This is a genomic window from Paenibacillus xylanilyticus, assembly GCF_013359935.1.
GTDB classification, from domain to species: domain Bacteria; phylum Bacillota; class Bacilli; order Paenibacillales; family Paenibacillaceae; genus Paenibacillus; species Paenibacillus xylanilyticus.
The window spans coordinates 177,407-193,852 of the sequence record NZ_JABMCB010000190.1 but is presented as its reverse complement, the minus strand read 5'-3'; the positions used below and the strand labels follow the sequence as shown (position 1 = coordinate 193,852).

Sequence of the window (16,446 nt, the reverse complement as noted above, 5' to 3'; positions counted from 1 at the left end):
GCCCACATAATTCCCGTTCATCTGGCACAAGCTACCTTGTATAAAAAAGAGCGGAGGGACGGTATATGGCCGATAGGACAAGAGGGAAAGAAGCTTCCCCAGCAACAGCAGAAAAAAAACACATACCCTTGGGGCTGCCGTCTCCGCCCATATTAAAGCAACCCATCGGACTGACGCATGAGAGCCACATGCTCGCGCTCGAAGACATCTTCTCGGACAGTTCGGATGTTGTTTTCCGCAATGTCATGATCTCACCTGAAGTGCAGGGACTCCTGGTGTATATCGAAGGAATCGTGAATTCGGCTGATATCCAGGATCACATGCTGCGACCATTAATTCGGGGGCTGATTGAGCAGCGTACCGATGAACCTGATGTGCCGATTGATGATACCCGAATTGCACTTACTCAGGTCAAAAAGGTAGATTCCTGGGCTGCCGCTGCAGACGGCGTGCTGGAATCCTCGGCACTGCTGCTGATTAATGGAAGCCGGGAGGCTTGGCTCTTTAATGTCAAAGGCGGCGTCCGGCGGGGAGTAGAGGAACCCCAAACCGAATCCGTTATCCGGGGTCCTCGTGAAGGGTTTACTGAAACTTTACGTGTGAACACAGCACTGATTCGATTCAAGTTAAAAACTTCTTCGCTCAAGATGCTGAGTATGACGATCGGGACAGAAACCAAAACCAATGTCGTACTGACCTATTTGGATGACATTGTAGATCCCAAGTTGATTAAGGATGTCAAAAAACGCCTGAATAAGATCAAGATTGATGGCGTTCTAGAAACGGGGTATATCGAGGAATTGATCGAAGACCATCCGTATTCCCCGTTCCCGCAGATGCATTATACGGAACGTCCCGATACGGTAGTGGGTAACCTGCTGGAGGGCCGTTTTGTCATTCTGGTGGATGGCAGCCCGTTTGCCCTGATTGGCCCCGTCACCATGTGGCAAATGCTGCAGGCCAGTGAGGATTATTATGAACGGTTCTTTATCACCAATCTGGTGCGATGGATTCGTTTTTTATTTGTCGCTATTGCGCTATTTCTGCCAGCACTGTATATCGCGATTACAACCTTCCACCAGGACATGCTGCCTACAACGCTAATTCTGAGCATCGCCGGAGCAAGGGAAGCCATTCCGTTTCCTGCCCTGGTTGAAGCTCTTTTTATGGAATTGTCATTTGAAGCCTTGCGCGAAGCCGGGATCAGGCTGCCCAAAACGGTGGGCCAGGCCGTCAGTATCCTCGGAGCGCTCGTGATTGGGCAGGCAGCAGTGCAGGCCGGGATTGTATCGGCACCCATGGTTATTATCGTATCCATGACAGGTATTGCGTCTTTCACCATCCCGCGCTTTAACTTTGCCATTACGGTTCGTTTACTGCGGTTTCCGATTATGCTCCTCGCTGGCATGCTTGGACTATATGGCATTGTCGTTGGACTGGTATTGATCTCCGTGCATCTCACTCAGATGACTTCGTTCGGTGTGCCGTATTTGTCTGGTTTAAGTCCTTATAGCAAGACAGATACCAAGGATATTGTGATTCGTGCACCATGGTGGAAAATGATCAATCGTCCTTCCACAGTGCATCGGGATCAGAAACGGATGAATGAAAAGATTAACGGTTCGCCAGAAGCTGAAGAGGGGTGGTAAGCTCATGCAGTTTATGCATAAGTACCGCACTGTAGTGTTGCTTTTCCTTTGTACCCTTTTGCTGTCAGGCTGTTGGGATCGCGAGGAAATCAATGATATTGCTTTTGTCATTGGAATTGCCATTGATAAGGAAAAGCAGGATTACAGGACAAGTCTGCAAATTGCTCTTCCGGGTCAATCCGGCGCAGCTGGAAGTGAAGGAGGGGGGGGAGGCACAAGTGGGGATAAATCGTGGTTCATGCTTTCCAATACAGCCAAAACCTTTCACGGTACCTCACTTGAAGCGCAAAAGGCCCTGTCTCGGAGAATTTATTATGCTCATCGCCGTACGTTGCTTATTGGGGAGGATCTGGCAAGAGAAGGCATTGCCCCCATGCTGGATCTATTGACAAGGTATCCGTTAAACCGTCTGTCTGCCATGCCTGTAGTTACCAGGGGAGAAGCATATAAGGTCCTGGATGCTGACGCACCGATTGAAAAATTCCCCTCCGAAATGGTTAGGGAGTTATGCTTCCTGAATATGCGGAATCCACGTTCACTTAAGCTTTTTATCGATTCCATACTTGCCGAGGGTATAGATCCCTTTCTCCCTGTTGCTTCTGTTACGAATAACGTACCGAAGGAGTGGAAGGATGTCAAAACGAACATTAAGTTGGATGGACTGGCCATTTTCAAAAAGGACAAGCTGGTAGGAATGATCGAAAAGGCTCCCGCGGATGCCCTTATTTTAGCCATGGGAGAAGCCAATACGCCAGAAGTACTGCTCAAAGCTCCACGCGGCGAAGGGAGCCTGTTCATCAAGCTTAATGAAAACAATTCATCTTATAGTCCACATATCCGCAATGGCAAGGTGAGCGTAACCATTCAGTTATACGCCAAGGGGGTTTTGGTTGATAACGAATCCAATTATGGGGATTTGCGAGAAGTTGAAATTCTAAGTCTTAACGAAGCCATTCATAAAAAAGTGAAGGATGACATTGAGGAAGGGGTCAGGTTGATCCAGAAAAAATATAATGCCGATATTTTGGGATTGGGCCGTTCCATTCGTCAGCAAATGCCGAAGGAATGGGACAAGATTAAGGACCGTTGGTATGACATATATCCCAATATGGAGGTTGTGGTAGAGCCCCATATTATTATCGAAAATGTAGGGATCACCAACAAGCCGATTGGATTGACGGAGGAGGAGATCATCCATGATTAAGCCGCTCATGTTTACTTACCTGGCTATGGTCATCGCAGTCATCGTTATGGACTTTAGGCACCTGAGACAGGGAGCAGCGATTAACAGATGGTTATCCTATGGGTTGATTGCATGCAGCATCGGGATTTGGATTCATGTGACCTATCTGAGCAAAACCTTCTTTATCACGATATGGCTTACGCACTGGATACAACGATTGTTACCGCTGCCGTAGATGTTTCGAAATATCCTAATCTTCAGTTAAACAGATAGAAAGGAGGTATGCGATGAATCAGGGGGTAACCAATCGTCAGCTGGTGCTGCTCGTGATGCTGCTCAGTATTACAGGCACTTTGATTCAGCCTCATGCACAGGCCATCTACCATGCTGAACAGCATGCCTATTTATCCTATATCCCTTTGTTTCTGGTGATGACGTGTTCAATGTGGATGCTAAATCGTGTTCAGCAGCGATTCTCCAATCAGGACTTGTTTGAGTCTCTCGTTGAGCGTCATCCTTTTATGGGACGTGTAATAGGGCTGCTGTATATCTTGTTTTTTCTCTTTGTATTTGCCCGCGATATCCGGTTAATAGGTGACTACGTAAGTATTACATTGCTGGAGACTACCCCGATTTCGATCATTGTGTTGTCCCTTTTGGTCATGGCTGTTTTTATTGTAAGGGGAGGTCTTGGATCATTAATTGGAATGTCCGAGTTGTATGTAACCTTGTTCATTCTGATTTCCTTAGTTGTGCCGTTTATGCTTGTTCAGCAAGTTGATCTTGCTAATCTGATGCCATATTTTTACATCGATGTTGCAGATGTTGGCAGAGGAAGCTGGTACCTATTCTCCTTTTTTGGAGAGATGATTGCATTGCCTTTTGTAGTTAAGGGCAGTGATTTTCGTTTCAAATCCGTCTTGTGGGGAATTACAATTTCAACCTTGTTGTTGATTCTGGTTTTGATCGAGACCATAACATCGATTGGTGTGCCCGTCGCGTCCAGATTGGTATACCCTTCCTATGAGCTTGCAAGGCAGCTGCAGATCAGTGATTTTCTCGACCGGTTTGATCTGGCATTGGCAGCAGCAACTCTACCTGCGATGATTACCAAGATTGCATTTGATCTGTACTTCATCTGCTGGGGACTAAAGCGGATGATTCCCAAGGTATCCGGAAAGATCATGACTGGACCTGTAGCATTGGTGGGGTTCGTGTGTGCGTTCTGGTTTTTCAAAAATGCAATTCAGCTGTTCCGCTTTACACGGGAATGGACATGGATCGCCATTCTGTTTGAGGTGTTGTTCCCCATTATTCTCTTTGTGTTTCTTCGTCCGCGCCGAGGGGAGCCCGCTGCTTCCCGCCAAGGAGATACGCAGCGGAAAACAGAACAAAAGCATCAGGATCAGGAGAAGAAAAACGATGAATCCGACAAAGAGGGCAAAACCAAACGAGATGATATGCAGGGAGGAGAGCTTCAGCCTTCCTGATCATTATCATAAAAAATCGTTATAGAAGAACAGGTCAAATGACGTGAAACGAGGTTTCCCTCCATGAAACTAGCCTGTATACTGTAGTCAGACGGATGAACGTTCGGCTGAACGAACTGGGGGGAAACAAGAATGGCTCAACATTTGGCGGGTATACGTGTAGCGCTGACGGGACCGCGTAAATCGAAGGAAATGGCATTACTGGTCGAGAAAATGGGTGGCATTCCACTCGTGCGGCCTGCACAGGGCACGGTATTTCTGGATGATCGGAATATACGGGATGGTCTCGTATCCCTGATCTCGGACCCACCGGACTGGGCAGTGCTGACAACAGGAATGGGGCTGGATGCCATTTTTGAAATGGCTGAAGATATGGACATCGCCGGACAACTGCTCGATGTTCTGTCCGAAGCTTCCATTGCTGCAAGAGGATACAAAACGGTCAATGCACTTCGCAAGCGCAAGCTCTCTCCACTGGTCCGGGATGATGATGGCAGTACGGACGGGCTGATCCGCGAATTTGCACCACATGACCTCGCAGGCAAAAAAGTGATGCTTCAACTTCACGGGGAGACTGCGCCGAAGCTGGTCGACTGGCTGGAAGAACAGGGTGCGAACGTAAGACAGGTTTTACCTTATCGCCATGTTCCACCGGAAGAAGCCGAACTGGAACTGCTTTTGAATGAGATTGTGCAGCATGAGGTGGAAGCCGTCGCATTTACGAGTGGTCCCCAGGTACGTTTTTTGGCAGCATATGCAGCTTCCCAGGGCAAGCTGGAACAGATGCAGCAGGCTTTCCGGGAAGGTGTGATTCCGGCTTCTGTAGGCAAGGTGACGGCTAATGCCATGCGTGAAGAAGGCATTGAGGCACTTGTTGTTCCGGAGGAAGAAAAGATGGGAGCGCTCATCGTTGAACTGGGACGATTTATTGCTGCGACCCATGCAGATAAATCCTGAGAAGCAGAACCGGACATACGCCCTTTAAAGCATCAGGTAGGATCTTATGAGGGCTGCTTATATGGATAACTTAATTAAAGTTCTGATCCGTTATGGATCAGAACTTTTTCTTTTTAGTCTGAAAATAGAAGAATGGATAAGTATCATAAGCATGGACATTTTTTCCTGAGCGGTGTTATGATGAAACCACTATTATTCATGAAAACAAGCAAGGTGCTCTTGCGTGAAGCAAGAGGTAACAGGGAATCGGGTGCAAATCCCGAGCGGTCCCGCCACTGTAATGGGGAAGCCCTTTTCATCCAAGTCACTCGTATATTCGGGGAAGACAGAAAAGGAAGCTGATGATCCAGAGCCAGGAGACCTACCTTGCATTGTGTCACCGAACCCTTCGCGGAAAGGAGTGGTGTACGAAGAATCAGGAAACGGGCGAACAATCGGTTCGCCTGGCAGGCCTTTTTCGGCCATGCAGCCACAGGACCCTCCTCTGCAAGGGCCGTGGACTGTCTTCTTGAGTGTACGTACATGCGTATCCCATCCGTTATAAGGATGGGATTTTTTTGTTTTTTTTAAGAAGAAGGTTATGGAACCGGAAGTAATTGAACATGCCGCACAGGGAAATTTGGCCAAGCCGTCCCTCTTCAATGTTTACAATCAGTCTGAATGAGGAGAGTGGATTATGCCATCAAGCCTAACTGCGGACTGGTGAAGTGATCATATAGAAGATTTTGACGTGCTAAGACGCGGGACTGAGGATACGGAGGAGGAGAAGTAATGCAAGGTCAAGGGAAGCTGCTGATTATCGGATTTGGCCCGGGTGCGATGGAGCATATCACCACAAGGGCATTGGAAGCACTGCGGGAGAGCGAGGTCATCATCGGTTATAACACTTACGTTGATCTGATCAGGCCGCTCCTGGACGGTCAGGAGATTGTACGGACAGGCATGACCGAAGAGGTCAGCCGGGCACAGGAAGCGGTCAGACAGGCGGAGATGGGCAAAATTGTGGCTGTAATCTCCAGTGGTGATGCCGGAGTGTACGGTATGGCTGGACTTGTGTATGAAGTGCTGATGGAGCAGGGCTGGAAGCCGGAGAGTGGTGTTGGCGTTGAGGTCATTCCGGGCGTATCCGCCATTCAATCCTGTGCCTCACTACTGGGTGCACCCGTGATGCATGATGCATGTACGATCAGTTTGAGTGACCACCTCACGCCATGGGACACGATTATTCGGCGAGTTGAAGCAGCTGCAGCGGCTGATTTTGTCATTGCTCTGTACAACCCTCGCAGTGGACGCCGCACACGCCAGATCGTCGAGACACAGGAGATGCTGCTTCGTTACCGTGATTCGCAGACACCGGTTGGGCTCGTAAAAAGTGCTTACCGTGAACGTCAGGATGTTGTGATGACCACGCTGGAAGACATGCTGAATCATGACATCGGCATGCTGACGACCGTGATCATTGGTAACTCCTCGACCATGATGTACGAAGGACTCATGGTCACACCGCGCGGGTATCAGCGGAAGTATACGCTGAATACCGCGGAACAGTCGCTCAGACCGCATGAGCGACTGCGCACGGAAGCCGAGCCATGGTCGCTCGGCGCCATGGAAGCCCGCTCTGCTGCCTCCGGCAAGGCAGCAGATTCGGGCCCGGTTCGCGCTGCGCAAGGCAGTGCGGACACGGCTTCGCAAGGGCAGCCGCGTGCAGACGCGCCTGCTGCCCAGCCTGCGGCAAGCCCGGCACGCAGCAGTGGCACCGCTGTGCTCGCCGCCGAGCGGCCCGCGGCGGTAGAACCCGTACCGCGTGCAGACGCAGTGGCGCCGCGTGCAGATGCGGCTGAGCTGGCTGCCGAGGCACTGACGCGGCTCGCGGCAGGAGGCAAGCTCGCTGGCGGAGCAGCCAGTCGATGGCTGGATGCGGCTGCGCCGGGCTCGTTAGCCGGGACGCCGCAGCAGGTCACGGCAGCAGCGGTACGCACGACACCCGAGCCGGGACGCAAAGCGCCGCTGTTCGAGGTTGGCGTCTCGCCTGGCGTCGGCAATAAGAAGTTTACCGCAGCCCAGATGGCGCTGCTCGCGCAGTGTGCGAGTGAAGAAGGCGAGCTGGAGTACACGCCGGAACATCAGATTATTTTGCGAGTACCGACCTTTGAGCCGGATCAACTGGTAGAGGAGCTGCGCGCAGCGAACTTCATCGTGGTTCCGATCGGAGATGTCATCAAGGTGAAGGCTTGCGACTTCTGCAATATGGAGAAGGACGATGCTGTACCGATGGCCAATCATTTGCAGGCCATTATTGGCGGAATTAGCGCGCCGAAAGAAACCAGTGTGGCCCTGAATGGCTGCGGCATGGCGTGTTACGGTGCCGTGCTGGAAGACATCGGAATTGTCTACCGCAAAGGCGGCTACGATCTCTTCCTTGGCGGCAAAAAGTTTGGACGAAATGCTCACCCTGCCCAGCCTGTAGCTGAGGGCATTCCAGGCGATCAGATCGGCGGGATTGTGGAACGGATCGTGGCGGAGTACAAGGAAAAGGGACATCCGAACGAGCGATTCCACAAATTTTTCAAACGCGTTGGGGTAATTCAGGGTTTCCGTCACGTAGATGCTCCCGTCACCGTGGAAGTAAACCCGGTATGTGGTGACTAGTAGTCGTGTCATCGTCTGAGAAGCAATCGTTTTGACGACAGATGCCTATGTGATATTGGCGGTAGTTGAAATGCATTTTTTTCATATAGATCGAAATGATTGGGTAACGAAGTTGTCTTCCGATGAAGGCGCGTTCACCGAGCAAGCACAATAAAAAATGATGAGATGCCTGGTCTGTGGATCAGGCGGGGGAGGAAGGAATCAGAGATGAATGCCATTTTGTTGGTGGGACACGGCAGCCGTGATCCTGAGGGAAACCGGGAGTTGATGGAGTTTGCACGTGCAGTAGCGGAGAAAGCCCCGGAGAATACCGTAGTGGAGACCTGCTTTTTGGAGTTAACAAGACCAAGCATTGCCGAAGGGGTTACCGCTTGTGTGGATAAAGGGGCAACACGTGTCGTATTGGTGCCGATCATTCTGTTTGCTGCAGGCCATGCCAAAATTGATATACCTAATGCGATTGACCGGGCCAAGGCGCGTTATCCGCAGGTGGAATTTGTGTACGGACGTCCGATTGGCGTGCATGAGAAAGTGGTTCAAATTATGCAGACCCGTCTGCAGGAGGCTCAGCCTGTCCTTGTTGCAGCAGCTCATGGCGGCACAGCAGTGGCGGCTCCGCCTGCACCTGTCACGGATGAAGAGACAGCAGTGCTGGTGCTTGGCCGGGGAAGCAGTGACCCGGATGCCAATAGTGACTTTTTCAAGATGACCCGGATGCTGTGGGAGAAACTGCCGTATAAATGGGCAGAAAGCAGCTTTATCGGCGTGACCCAGCCTTCATTCCCAGATGGATTGCAGCGCTGTCTGCTGCTTGGTGCGAAGAAGATTGTCATTATGCCTTATTTCCTGTTCACCGGTGTGCTGATTAAACGCATTGAGGAAATGACAGCAGAGTTTGCTGCTGCTCATCCCGACATTCAGGTCGAGATAGGCGGATATTTTGGATTCCATCCGCAATTGGTGGAACTGGTGTTGGAACGGGCGAATGAAGGCTTAAATGGACGGGTAGCGGCCAACTGTGACAACTGCCAATTCAGACTTGAGGCTGCCAAACATCATCACCATCACCATGATCACGATCAAGGACATGATCACGATCATGATCATCACCACGATCATCACCATCATGAGCACGGACATGATCACAGCCATGACCATCACGATCACAGCCATGACCATCACGATCACACACATGATCATAGTCATGACCACCATCACCATGAACATAATCACCATGTTCACGACCATAACCACGAACACGAGCATGTGGTTATCAGCCGGGAATCATCGCTCGATATCCATCATCATCATGACGATGAATTTCTTCAACATTCGCACCATGAACCTGAAGTTGCGTTAAGTGATCATGATGAAGAGGGGAATGGTAAAGAAAATACCTCGCGAGATCATGTTCAGATTGCTGCAACATCGGAGCAGGTGAATCGCCCATGATCTTCATGTTATGTGGTACCAGTGATGCGCGCGAGCTTGCACTGCAGATTCAGCAGCAGGGGACGGACGTACTTACTTCGGTTGTAACTGACAGTGCGGCCAGTAGTCTAAACGAAGCGGGATTATCTGTTCGTACGGGCAGACTCACTGTGGAGGCCATGGTCGAACTTGTACGTGAGAAGGAAAGCCGTGCCATTGTGGATGCAAGTCATCCCTTCGCTGAGGAGGCCCACGCCAATGCGATGGAGGCAGCAAGACAGGCAGGAATTCCATATATCCGCTATGAGCGGACAGGACTGGCATATGATGATCATCCATTGCTTCATGTCGTGTCTTCCTATGATGAAGCAGCACTTAAAGCGAAAGAGCTTAAAGGTTCTGTCATGCTGACAACAGGCAGCAAGACGCTGCAAATGTTCACCAAGCACCTGCTCGGTGATCCGGATATTCGTCTTGTTGCCCGCATGCTTCCGCGCCTCGACAATATGGAGAAATGCGGAGAACTGGGTGTTGAACAGCGCAATATTATTGCGATGCAGGGACCCTTTTCCCGTGAAATGAACGAAGCGTTGTACAAGCATTATGCGACTACCGTTATGGTTACCAAGGAAAGCGGCAAGACCGGGGCTGTGGATGAGAAAATCCAATCTGCTCTGGAGCTTGGCATTCATGTCGTGCTGATTTCCCGTCCGGAGGCTGAATTCGGAACGGTGTTTGATCATTTTGAAGGCGTGCTCTCCGAGTTGAAGCGTGTATTGGTGCAGTAGAACACCCGAATAGTCCAAATTTGGATAAACCATTTTTGAATCACATTACATTGAAGGAGTGAGTGCAAATGGATTTCAAAACGGAATTTAAACCTCTGACCGTACAGCCTCAGGAAATTGAGGGGAAAAGCTTCGAGATGATTACCGAGGAGCTGGGAGAGCATCCCTTTACGGATGAGCAATACCCTGTTGTACAACGTGTGATTCATGCCTCGGCTGACTTCGAACTGGGCCGCAGCATGGTGTTCCATCCGGATGCCATTCAAGCTGGAATTGCAGCACTTCGTGCCGGCCAATCCGTCATTGCCGATGTGCAGATGATCCAAGCTGGCGTCAGCAAGGATCGTATTCGCAGTTTCGGCGGAGACGTTCACGTCCACATTTCCGATCCGGATGTGATGGAGGAGGCAAAGCGGTTGAATACAACCCGGGCGATCATCTCAACTCGCAAAGCGACCCAAATGTACGAAGGTGGAATTTATGCGATCGGTAACGCACCAACAGCATTGCTGGAGCTGATTCGTCTGGTGAAGGAAGGAGAGGCCAAGCCAGGTCTGATCATCGGAATGCCTGTTGGATTCGTATCCGCAGCAGAATCCAAAGACGAGCTGCGCAAGCTGGACATCCCGTTTATCACGAATATCGGCCGCAAAGGCGGCAGTACCATCGTGGTAGCAGCCCTGAACGCCATTTCCCTGATGGCAATGAAGGCCTAGTTAGGTAAACGACCACAGGTTATTGGAGAGCGTTAACAAACCCTATAGATCTTATATCACGGATGTTCATCCATTTCATATTCTAACGAACCGGAGCAACGCTATTCCGGTAAAAAACGCTAAAAAGTGTTGGGAACATCGTCTTTTTAATGAAATAACGTCGCTATGATTCGTTACTATTTTTGTTTGCGGATTTTGGCACCAATAGCGACTCCTAGGTTCGTTACATTCCATGCCATCTCCTAGTGGCATGGAATGATCAGTTACCCAAAACGACCGCAGGTCGTTGTTTAGAGTATACCAATGTGATTACACGATAACGAAGAGGGCAGAAAAATCTGAAAAAGCGAAGCGTTCGCCTTTGTCTCCGGATTTCTCCCTTTTCAAAAGGGAATCAAAGAACATCTGGAGACAACAGCGATCTGAAGGTTTTCTGCCAGCGTAGTGGCTAGTGTAATCATCACTTTTACGATAAGAAAGGACGGGAGGTCAAATACCATGAAAAGCGGAGAAAAACCCGATCCGGACAAACCGATGCGTTCCGGCTTCACCACAGGGGCGTGTGCAACGGCAGTTGCCAAAGGGGCAACCCAACTCCTGCTAACAGGGATAACTCCGGCGCAGTCTGTTGTGTCGCTGCCCGCAGGCTTTGACCACTCGTTCGAACTGATTGAGCAGGAACTAACGGATGGCGTAGCCACCTGTGCAACGATTAAGGATGCCGGAGATGACCCGGACGCCACACATCTGGCGAAGATCATCGCGCATGTGTCCTGGCGGGACGAGCCTGGCATTGACCTGGATGGGGGAATTGGCGTAGGCCGTGTCACGAAGCCTGGTCTGCCTGTGCCGGTCGGTGAAGCGGCCATTAATCCCGTTCCGCGGCGCATGATTACCGAGGCCGTCACCCAGGTGCTTGCCGAACACGGCACAGCCAGAGGGGTGCGGGTCGTGATCAGCGTGCCGGAAGGCGAAGAGATCGCCAAGAAGACACTAAATTCCCGGCTCGGTATTCTGGGAGGTATCTCCATTTTGGGCACCCGGGGCGTGGTTGTTCCGTTCTCGACATCTGCTTATAGAGCCAGTGTGGTACAAGCTATTTCCGTTGCTCAGGCATCCGGCTGTGACCACATTGTGCTGACGACAGGCGGCAGCAGCGAGAAATACGCTATGAAGATGATGCCTGAACTGCCAGAGGAAGCTTTTATCCAGATGGGTGACTTTGTCGGCTTCGCCATCAAGCATGGTAAGCGACTGGGCATGAAACGCATCAGTCTGGTCGGTATGCCGGGCAAATTTGCCAAAGTGGCTCAAGGTGTCATGATGGTGCACTCCAAGAGTGCGCCGGTGGATTTTGGATTTCTTGCGTCCGTGGCCCGCGAGACCGGAGCCGGAGATGAGCTGGCGCAAGCGATCGAGGAAGCCAACACGGCGACTCAGGTGGCGGACATGATGACCGAGGCCGGGTACTTGCCCTATTTTGAAAAGCTGTGTACATATGCCTGTCAGCACTGTCTGGAGCATGCGGGAGGCGGCATAACGGTGGAAGTGGTATTGGTGACGATGAAAGGAATGGAACTGGGGAGGGCGGAAATCAGTGAACTCGAAGACAGCAACTGGAGCAAAGAATCGTAAAATCCGCATTATTGGCGTGGGTGAAGAAGGCGCGGCAGGATTGACAACGGATAGCCTGAATCTCATTCAGGCGGCAGATGTACTTGTGGGCGGCGAGCGTCAGCTCCACTATTTCCCGGCATTTGCAGGTGAGAAGTTAGCGATCAAGAGCGGTTTAAGCGATCTGGTTGTGAAAATAAAAGCGTTGCAGGCCACACACAACGTCGTTGTGCTTGCCTCGGGAGACCCGCTGTTCTACGGCATTGCCGGGTATCTGGCGCGCAAATTAGGCCCGGATCAGCTGGAGATCCGGCCTAATCTTAGTTCGCTGCAGCTGGCATTTGCCCAGCTTGGCGAGAGCTGGCACGATGCCGTGCTCGAGAGCGTGCACGGACGCCCGCTCAAAGGCCTCGCACAGCGCATCGATGGCAAAGCCAAAATTGCGCTGCTCACGGACGAGCATAACAGCCCCGCTGCGATCGGGGCCTATCTGCAACAGTTCGGCATGACCGAGTATGATGCCTACGTTGCCGAGAACCTCGGCGGGGCAGATGAGCGTGCCCGCCATTACACCCTGGACGAGCTGGCGGCAGCCGAATGCAGTCCGCTGAACGTCGTTATTTTGCTGCGCCGCAAGGATGCACCTGCGCCGCGGCGGGGATTCGGTTTTGCGGACGATGAATTCCATCAGCGCAAACCGGAGAAAGGCCTGATCACCAAACGTGAAGTGCGCGCATTCAGCCTGTCTGAGCTGCGGCTCGCGGAGGACAGCATCGTGTGGGACATCGGCGCAGGCTCCGGTTCGGTGGCAGTGGAATGCACGCGGCTGGCGCCACGAGGCCAGGTATTTGCCATCGAGAAAAATGAAGGTGACCTCGTGAACATCGAGGCCAACCGGGTGAAATTCCGGACGGACTTCACCGTCCTTCATGCCAAAGCACCAGCAGGGCTGGACGAACTGCCCGATCCGGATGCGGTTTTCATTGGCGGCAGCGGAGGCGAGCTCGGCCAGCTGATCGCCTTGTGTGCGTCCCGGCTCCGCCCGGAGGGACGCATTGTGGTGAATGCAGCCACGATCGAGACGCTGCATGACAGCATGAAGGCCATGCGCGAAGCGGGCCTGATTGCCTCCGTGACGTTACTCCAGACGGCGCGCAGCAAGCCGATCCTAAACATGACCCGTTTTGATGGATTGAACCCGATTTACGTAATTACAGGACAGCATGCATCGACAGATGATGCGGAAGCTGGAACGGCTGAATGACCTTTCAAGGACAGGACAAGGGGGAAAACAACATGAGTACGGCAGCAGTAGGTACGCTGTATGGCGTGGGCGTTGGGCCGGGAGACCCGGAGCTGATTACGGTCAAGGCATACCGGATGATCCGGGAATGTCAGGTCGTCGCTTACCCGAAGAAGCGCAAAGGCGGTAAATCGTATGCCCACGAGATCGTGGAACTATACGTGAACCCGGAAGAGAAAGAGATGCTCGGCCTGATCTTCCCAATGACCAAGGATCCGGTAGTGCTTGAACGCGAGTGGGGCAAGACCGTTGAGGCATGCTGGGCTGCACTGAGGGAAGGGAAGGATGTCGCTTTTGTTACAGAAGGTGATCCGAACCTGTACAGCACATTTATTCATCTCGCAAGGCTGATGCGGGAGCTGCATCCTGAAGTGCCAATTAGTTCGATACCAGGAATCTCATCTGTACTGGGTGCAGCAGCAGCGCTGGATATTCATTTGGCAGACGGAGACGAGCAGGTGGGCATTATTCCGGCTACGGCAGATAAAGAAGCGATGCGGCAGGCGATTGAGCATCACGATACGATTGTATTTATCAAAGTGGCCAAGGTGCTTGACCCGATGCTTGAACTGCTGGACGAGATGGGACTCGGCGGCAAAGCTTCGGTTGTGACCAAAGTCACTTCTCCATATGAACTGGTCTGGCGTGATGCCCGTGAACTGAAAGGGCAGGAGCTGGAATATCTGAGCCTGATGGTGGTGAGCAAATGAAGACATTGGAGCCGAAAGTTTATATCGTTGGCGCAGGCCCGGGCGACCCGGAACTGATTACAGTAAAAGGATCGAACATTTTAAGAAGCGCAGATCTAGTCCTGTATACCGATTCCCTGGTGAATGATGAACTGATTGCCACCGCGAAGCCTGAGGCGGAAGTGCTGCAAAGCTCCGGTATGGACCTGGAGCGCCAAGTAGAGCTGATGTGTGAAGCCATTCGTGCAGGCCGCAGTGTGGCTCGGGTGCATACCGGCGACCCGGCGATGTACGGCGCGATTTTGGAGCAAATGGTGCTGCTAAAAAAGCAGGGTGTGGAATATGAGATCATTCCGGGTGTGAGTTCGGTCTTTGCTTCGGCAGCTGCATTGGGGGCGGAATTAACCGTACCGGAACTAACGCAGACGGTGATTCTTACACGTGCAGAAGGGCGTACGCCTGTGCCTGAGCGGGAGAAACTGCGTGATCTGGCATCCCATCACTGTACGGTGGCGCTCTTCCTGAGTGCGACTTTGGCGAAAAAAGTCGTGGTTGAATTCCTCGCTGCAGGCTGGAGCGAAGATACGCCGGTTGCAGTGGTGCAGCGAGCGACATGGCCTGATCAGAAAATTGTACGGACCACCCTTGCCAACCTGGCAGCGGATCTGCGTGCCGCAGGCATTACAATGCATGCGATGATTCTGGCCGGTTGGGCGCTGGACCCCGATCTGGTAAACCGGGATGCTCACCGTTCCAAGCTGTACGACAAATCCTTCACCCATGGTTATCGCAAAGGAGTGAAGTCTGGTGAGTAATCCGTTTGCAGCCGTTGCCATTACAAAACACGGGGTGGAGATGGTGCGCAATCTGGCTGGACAGTTTCAGGGCACGGACGTATTTTATATGAGCAAGTTTGCCCGAGGAGACGAAGAGCAGCTGGGTTATCAGCTGTTTGAAGGCTCGGTGAAGCTGATTTTGCCTGATTTGTTCAAGCGCTATAATGGCATCTTCCTCTTTATCTCTCTAGGTGCGGTCGTGCGGATGATCGCTCCACTGCTCGTGGACAAAAAAGTCGACCCTGCCGTGTTGGTCATCGATGACCGCGGCGAGAACGTCATCAGCGTACTATCCGGCCATCTCGGCGGCGCAAATGAACTGACTCGTCAGGTCGCGGAAGTACTCGGCGCACATGCGGTAATCACGACGGCTTCAGACGTCCAGGGAACGATTCCGGTAGACATGTTCGGCCGGGAACTGGGCTGGATCGTGGACAGCTTCGACAAGGCAACACCTGTCAGCGCGGCTGTTGTGAACGAGGAGCCTGTTGCCCTGATTCAGGAGACAGGGGAGCGGAACTGGTGGCGATATAACAAACCCGTACCCGATCATATCCGTGTCTTCAGCAGCATGGAGGAAACCGAATCGTTCACGTTTAATGCAGCTCTGGTGGTCAGCGACCGCCTGCTTACAGAAGATGAACAAATGCGATTCCTTGCGAACGGGGTTCTGTACCGTCCGAAAAGCCTTGTACTGGGCATGGGCTGCAATCGCGGCACATCCGTGGAGGAATTGGAGCAGGAAGTACTCGCGACATTGGAAGAGTTGTCCCTTTCGGTGAAGAGTGTGCGCAACATAGCGACGATTGACCTGAAAAAAGACGAAGAAGGCCTGCTGGCTCTGTGCGCCAAGTACGGCTGGGAATTGGTGACGTACTCGCCGGCCGAGCTGAATACGGTTAAGCTTCCGAATCCGTCCGAGACCGTATTTAAATATACCGGAGCTTATGGTGTGAGCGAGCCTGCGGCATTACTCTCTTCCGGAGCCAGTCACTGGCTGCTGGAGAAGAAAAAAAGCGGCAACTTGACGATTTCCGTAACGAGAATTCCGTTCGACTAAATAAATTTTGCTTCATAATATGAAGCTGCATGTATCGTGTAACCGCATCGTTTCTTGGTGCGGTTTTGTTATATCCAAGAA

Annotated in this window: 14 protein-coding genes and 1 riboswitch; all 14 genes read left to right on the top strand. The window is 51.8% G+C overall.

What is annotated here, in order from left to right:
• Nucleotides 1-65 precede the first annotated feature (65 nt).
• A complete protein-coding gene (locus HP552_RS17850) occupies nt 66-1,649 on the top strand; it encodes a spore germination protein (RefSeq protein WP_175396759.1) in 1,584 nt (527 codons plus the stop codon).
• A 4-nt stretch (nt 1,650-1,653) separates the two neighbouring features.
• Nucleotides 1,654-2,853: a Ger(x)C family spore germination protein gene (locus tag HP552_RS17845; RefSeq protein ID WP_175396758.1), complete on the top strand. Its 1,200-nt coding sequence runs from the start codon at nt 1,654-1,656 to the stop codon at nt 2,851-2,853.
• Nucleotides 2,846-3,067, top strand: coding sequence for a hypothetical protein (locus HP552_RS17840; RefSeq protein WP_175396757.1), 222 nt, complete (start codon nt 2,846-2,848; stop codon nt 3,065-3,067). The genes HP552_RS17845 and HP552_RS17840 overlap by 8 nt, the downstream gene beginning before the upstream one ends.
• A gap of 52 nt (nt 3,068-3,119) precedes the next feature.
• A complete protein-coding gene (locus HP552_RS17835) occupies nt 3,120-4,322 on the top strand; it encodes a GerAB/ArcD/ProY family transporter (protein ID WP_175396756.1) in 1,203 nt (400 codons plus the stop codon).
• Between the two features lie 132 nt (nt 4,323-4,454).
• Nucleotides 4,455-5,279, top strand: coding sequence for a uroporphyrinogen-III synthase (locus HP552_RS17830; protein ID WP_175396755.1), 825 nt, complete (start codon nt 4,455-4,457; stop codon nt 5,277-5,279).
• 194 nt (nt 5,280-5,473) lie between these two features.
• Nucleotides 5,474-5,662: riboswitch (cobalamin riboswitch) on the top strand.
• 388 nt (nt 5,663-6,050) lie between these two features.
• Nucleotides 6,051-7,928: a precorrin-3B C(17)-methyltransferase gene (gene cobJ, locus HP552_RS17825; protein ID WP_175396754.1), complete on the top strand. Its 1,878-nt coding sequence runs from the start codon at nt 6,051-6,053 to the stop codon at nt 7,926-7,928.
• A 207-nt stretch (nt 7,929-8,135) separates the two neighbouring features.
• Nucleotides 8,136-9,380 (top strand): sirohydrochlorin chelatase, encoded by a 1,245-nt coding sequence (locus HP552_RS17820; RefSeq protein WP_175396753.1) that lies wholly within the window; start codon nt 8,136-8,138, stop codon nt 9,378-9,380.
• A complete protein-coding gene (cobK, locus tag HP552_RS17815; protein ID WP_175396752.1) occupies nt 9,377-10,147 on the top strand; it encodes a precorrin-6A reductase in 771 nt (256 codons plus the stop codon). The genes HP552_RS17820 and cobK overlap by 4 nt, the downstream gene beginning before the upstream one ends.
• Before the next feature lie 68 nt (nt 10,148-10,215).
• Entirely contained in the window at nt 10,216-10,863 is a 648-nt protein-coding gene (locus tag HP552_RS17810; protein WP_175396751.1) for a precorrin-8X methylmutase, read from the top strand.
• A gap of 498 nt (nt 10,864-11,361) precedes the next feature.
• Entirely contained in the window at nt 11,362-12,498 is a 1,137-nt protein-coding gene (locus HP552_RS17805) for a cobalt-precorrin-5B (C(1))-methyltransferase (RefSeq protein ID WP_175396750.1), read from the top strand.
• Entirely contained in the window at nt 12,461-13,741 is a 1,281-nt protein-coding gene (gene cbiE / locus HP552_RS17800) for a precorrin-6y C5,15-methyltransferase (decarboxylating) subunit CbiE (protein ID WP_175396749.1), read from the top strand. Before HP552_RS17805 ends, cbiE begins: the two co-directional genes overlap by 38 nt.
• A gap of 32 nt (nt 13,742-13,773) precedes the next feature.
• Entirely contained in the window at nt 13,774-14,490 is a 717-nt protein-coding gene (cobI, locus tag HP552_RS17795) for a precorrin-2 C(20)-methyltransferase (protein ID WP_175396748.1), read from the top strand.
• Nucleotides 14,487-15,284, top strand: a complete 798-nt coding sequence (gene cobM, locus HP552_RS17790; RefSeq protein WP_175396747.1) for a precorrin-4 C(11)-methyltransferase — start codon at nt 14,487-14,489, stop codon at nt 15,282-15,284. The genes cobI and cobM overlap by 4 nt, the downstream gene beginning before the upstream one ends.
• Nucleotides 15,277-16,365, top strand: coding sequence for a cobalt-precorrin 5A hydrolase (locus HP552_RS17785; protein ID WP_175396746.1), 1,089 nt, complete (start codon nt 15,277-15,279; stop codon nt 16,363-16,365). The genes cobM and HP552_RS17785 overlap by 8 nt, the downstream gene beginning before the upstream one ends.
• The last annotated feature ends 81 nt before the right edge of the window (nt 16,366-16,446 follow it).

Coding starts and splice junctions, on each gene's coding strand:
- HP552_RS17805 (WP_175396750.1), top strand. CDS start 11,362: ATGAAAAGCGGAGAAAAACCCGATCCGGACAAACCGATGCGTTCCGGC.
- cobJ (WP_175396754.1), top strand. CDS start 6,051: ATGCAAGGTCAAGGGAAGCTGCTGATTATCGGATTTGGCCCGGGTGCG.
- HP552_RS17835 (WP_175396756.1), top strand. CDS start 3,120: ATGAATCAGGGGGTAACCAATCGTCAGCTGGTGCTGCTCGTGATGCTG.
- cobM (WP_175396747.1), top strand. CDS start 14,487: ATGAAGACATTGGAGCCGAAAGTTTATATCGTTGGCGCAGGCCCGGGC.
- HP552_RS17845 (WP_175396758.1), top strand. CDS start 1,654: ATGCAGTTTATGCATAAGTACCGCACTGTAGTGTTGCTTTTCCTTTGT.
- HP552_RS17850 (WP_175396759.1), top strand. CDS start 66: ATGGCCGATAGGACAAGAGGGAAAGAAGCTTCCCCAGCAACAGCAGAA.
- cobK (WP_175396752.1), top strand. CDS start 9,377: ATGATCTTCATGTTATGTGGTACCAGTGATGCGCGCGAGCTTGCACTG.
- cobI (WP_175396748.1), top strand. CDS start 13,774: ATGAGTACGGCAGCAGTAGGTACGCTGTATGGCGTGGGCGTTGGGCCG.
- HP552_RS17840 (WP_175396757.1), top strand. CDS start 2,846: ATGATTAAGCCGCTCATGTTTACTTACCTGGCTATGGTCATCGCAGTC.
- HP552_RS17830 (WP_175396755.1), top strand. CDS start 4,455: ATGGCTCAACATTTGGCGGGTATACGTGTAGCGCTGACGGGACCGCGT.
- HP552_RS17810 (WP_175396751.1), top strand. CDS start 10,216: ATGGATTTCAAAACGGAATTTAAACCTCTGACCGTACAGCCTCAGGAA.
- HP552_RS17820 (WP_175396753.1), top strand. CDS start 8,136: ATGAATGCCATTTTGTTGGTGGGACACGGCAGCCGTGATCCTGAGGGA.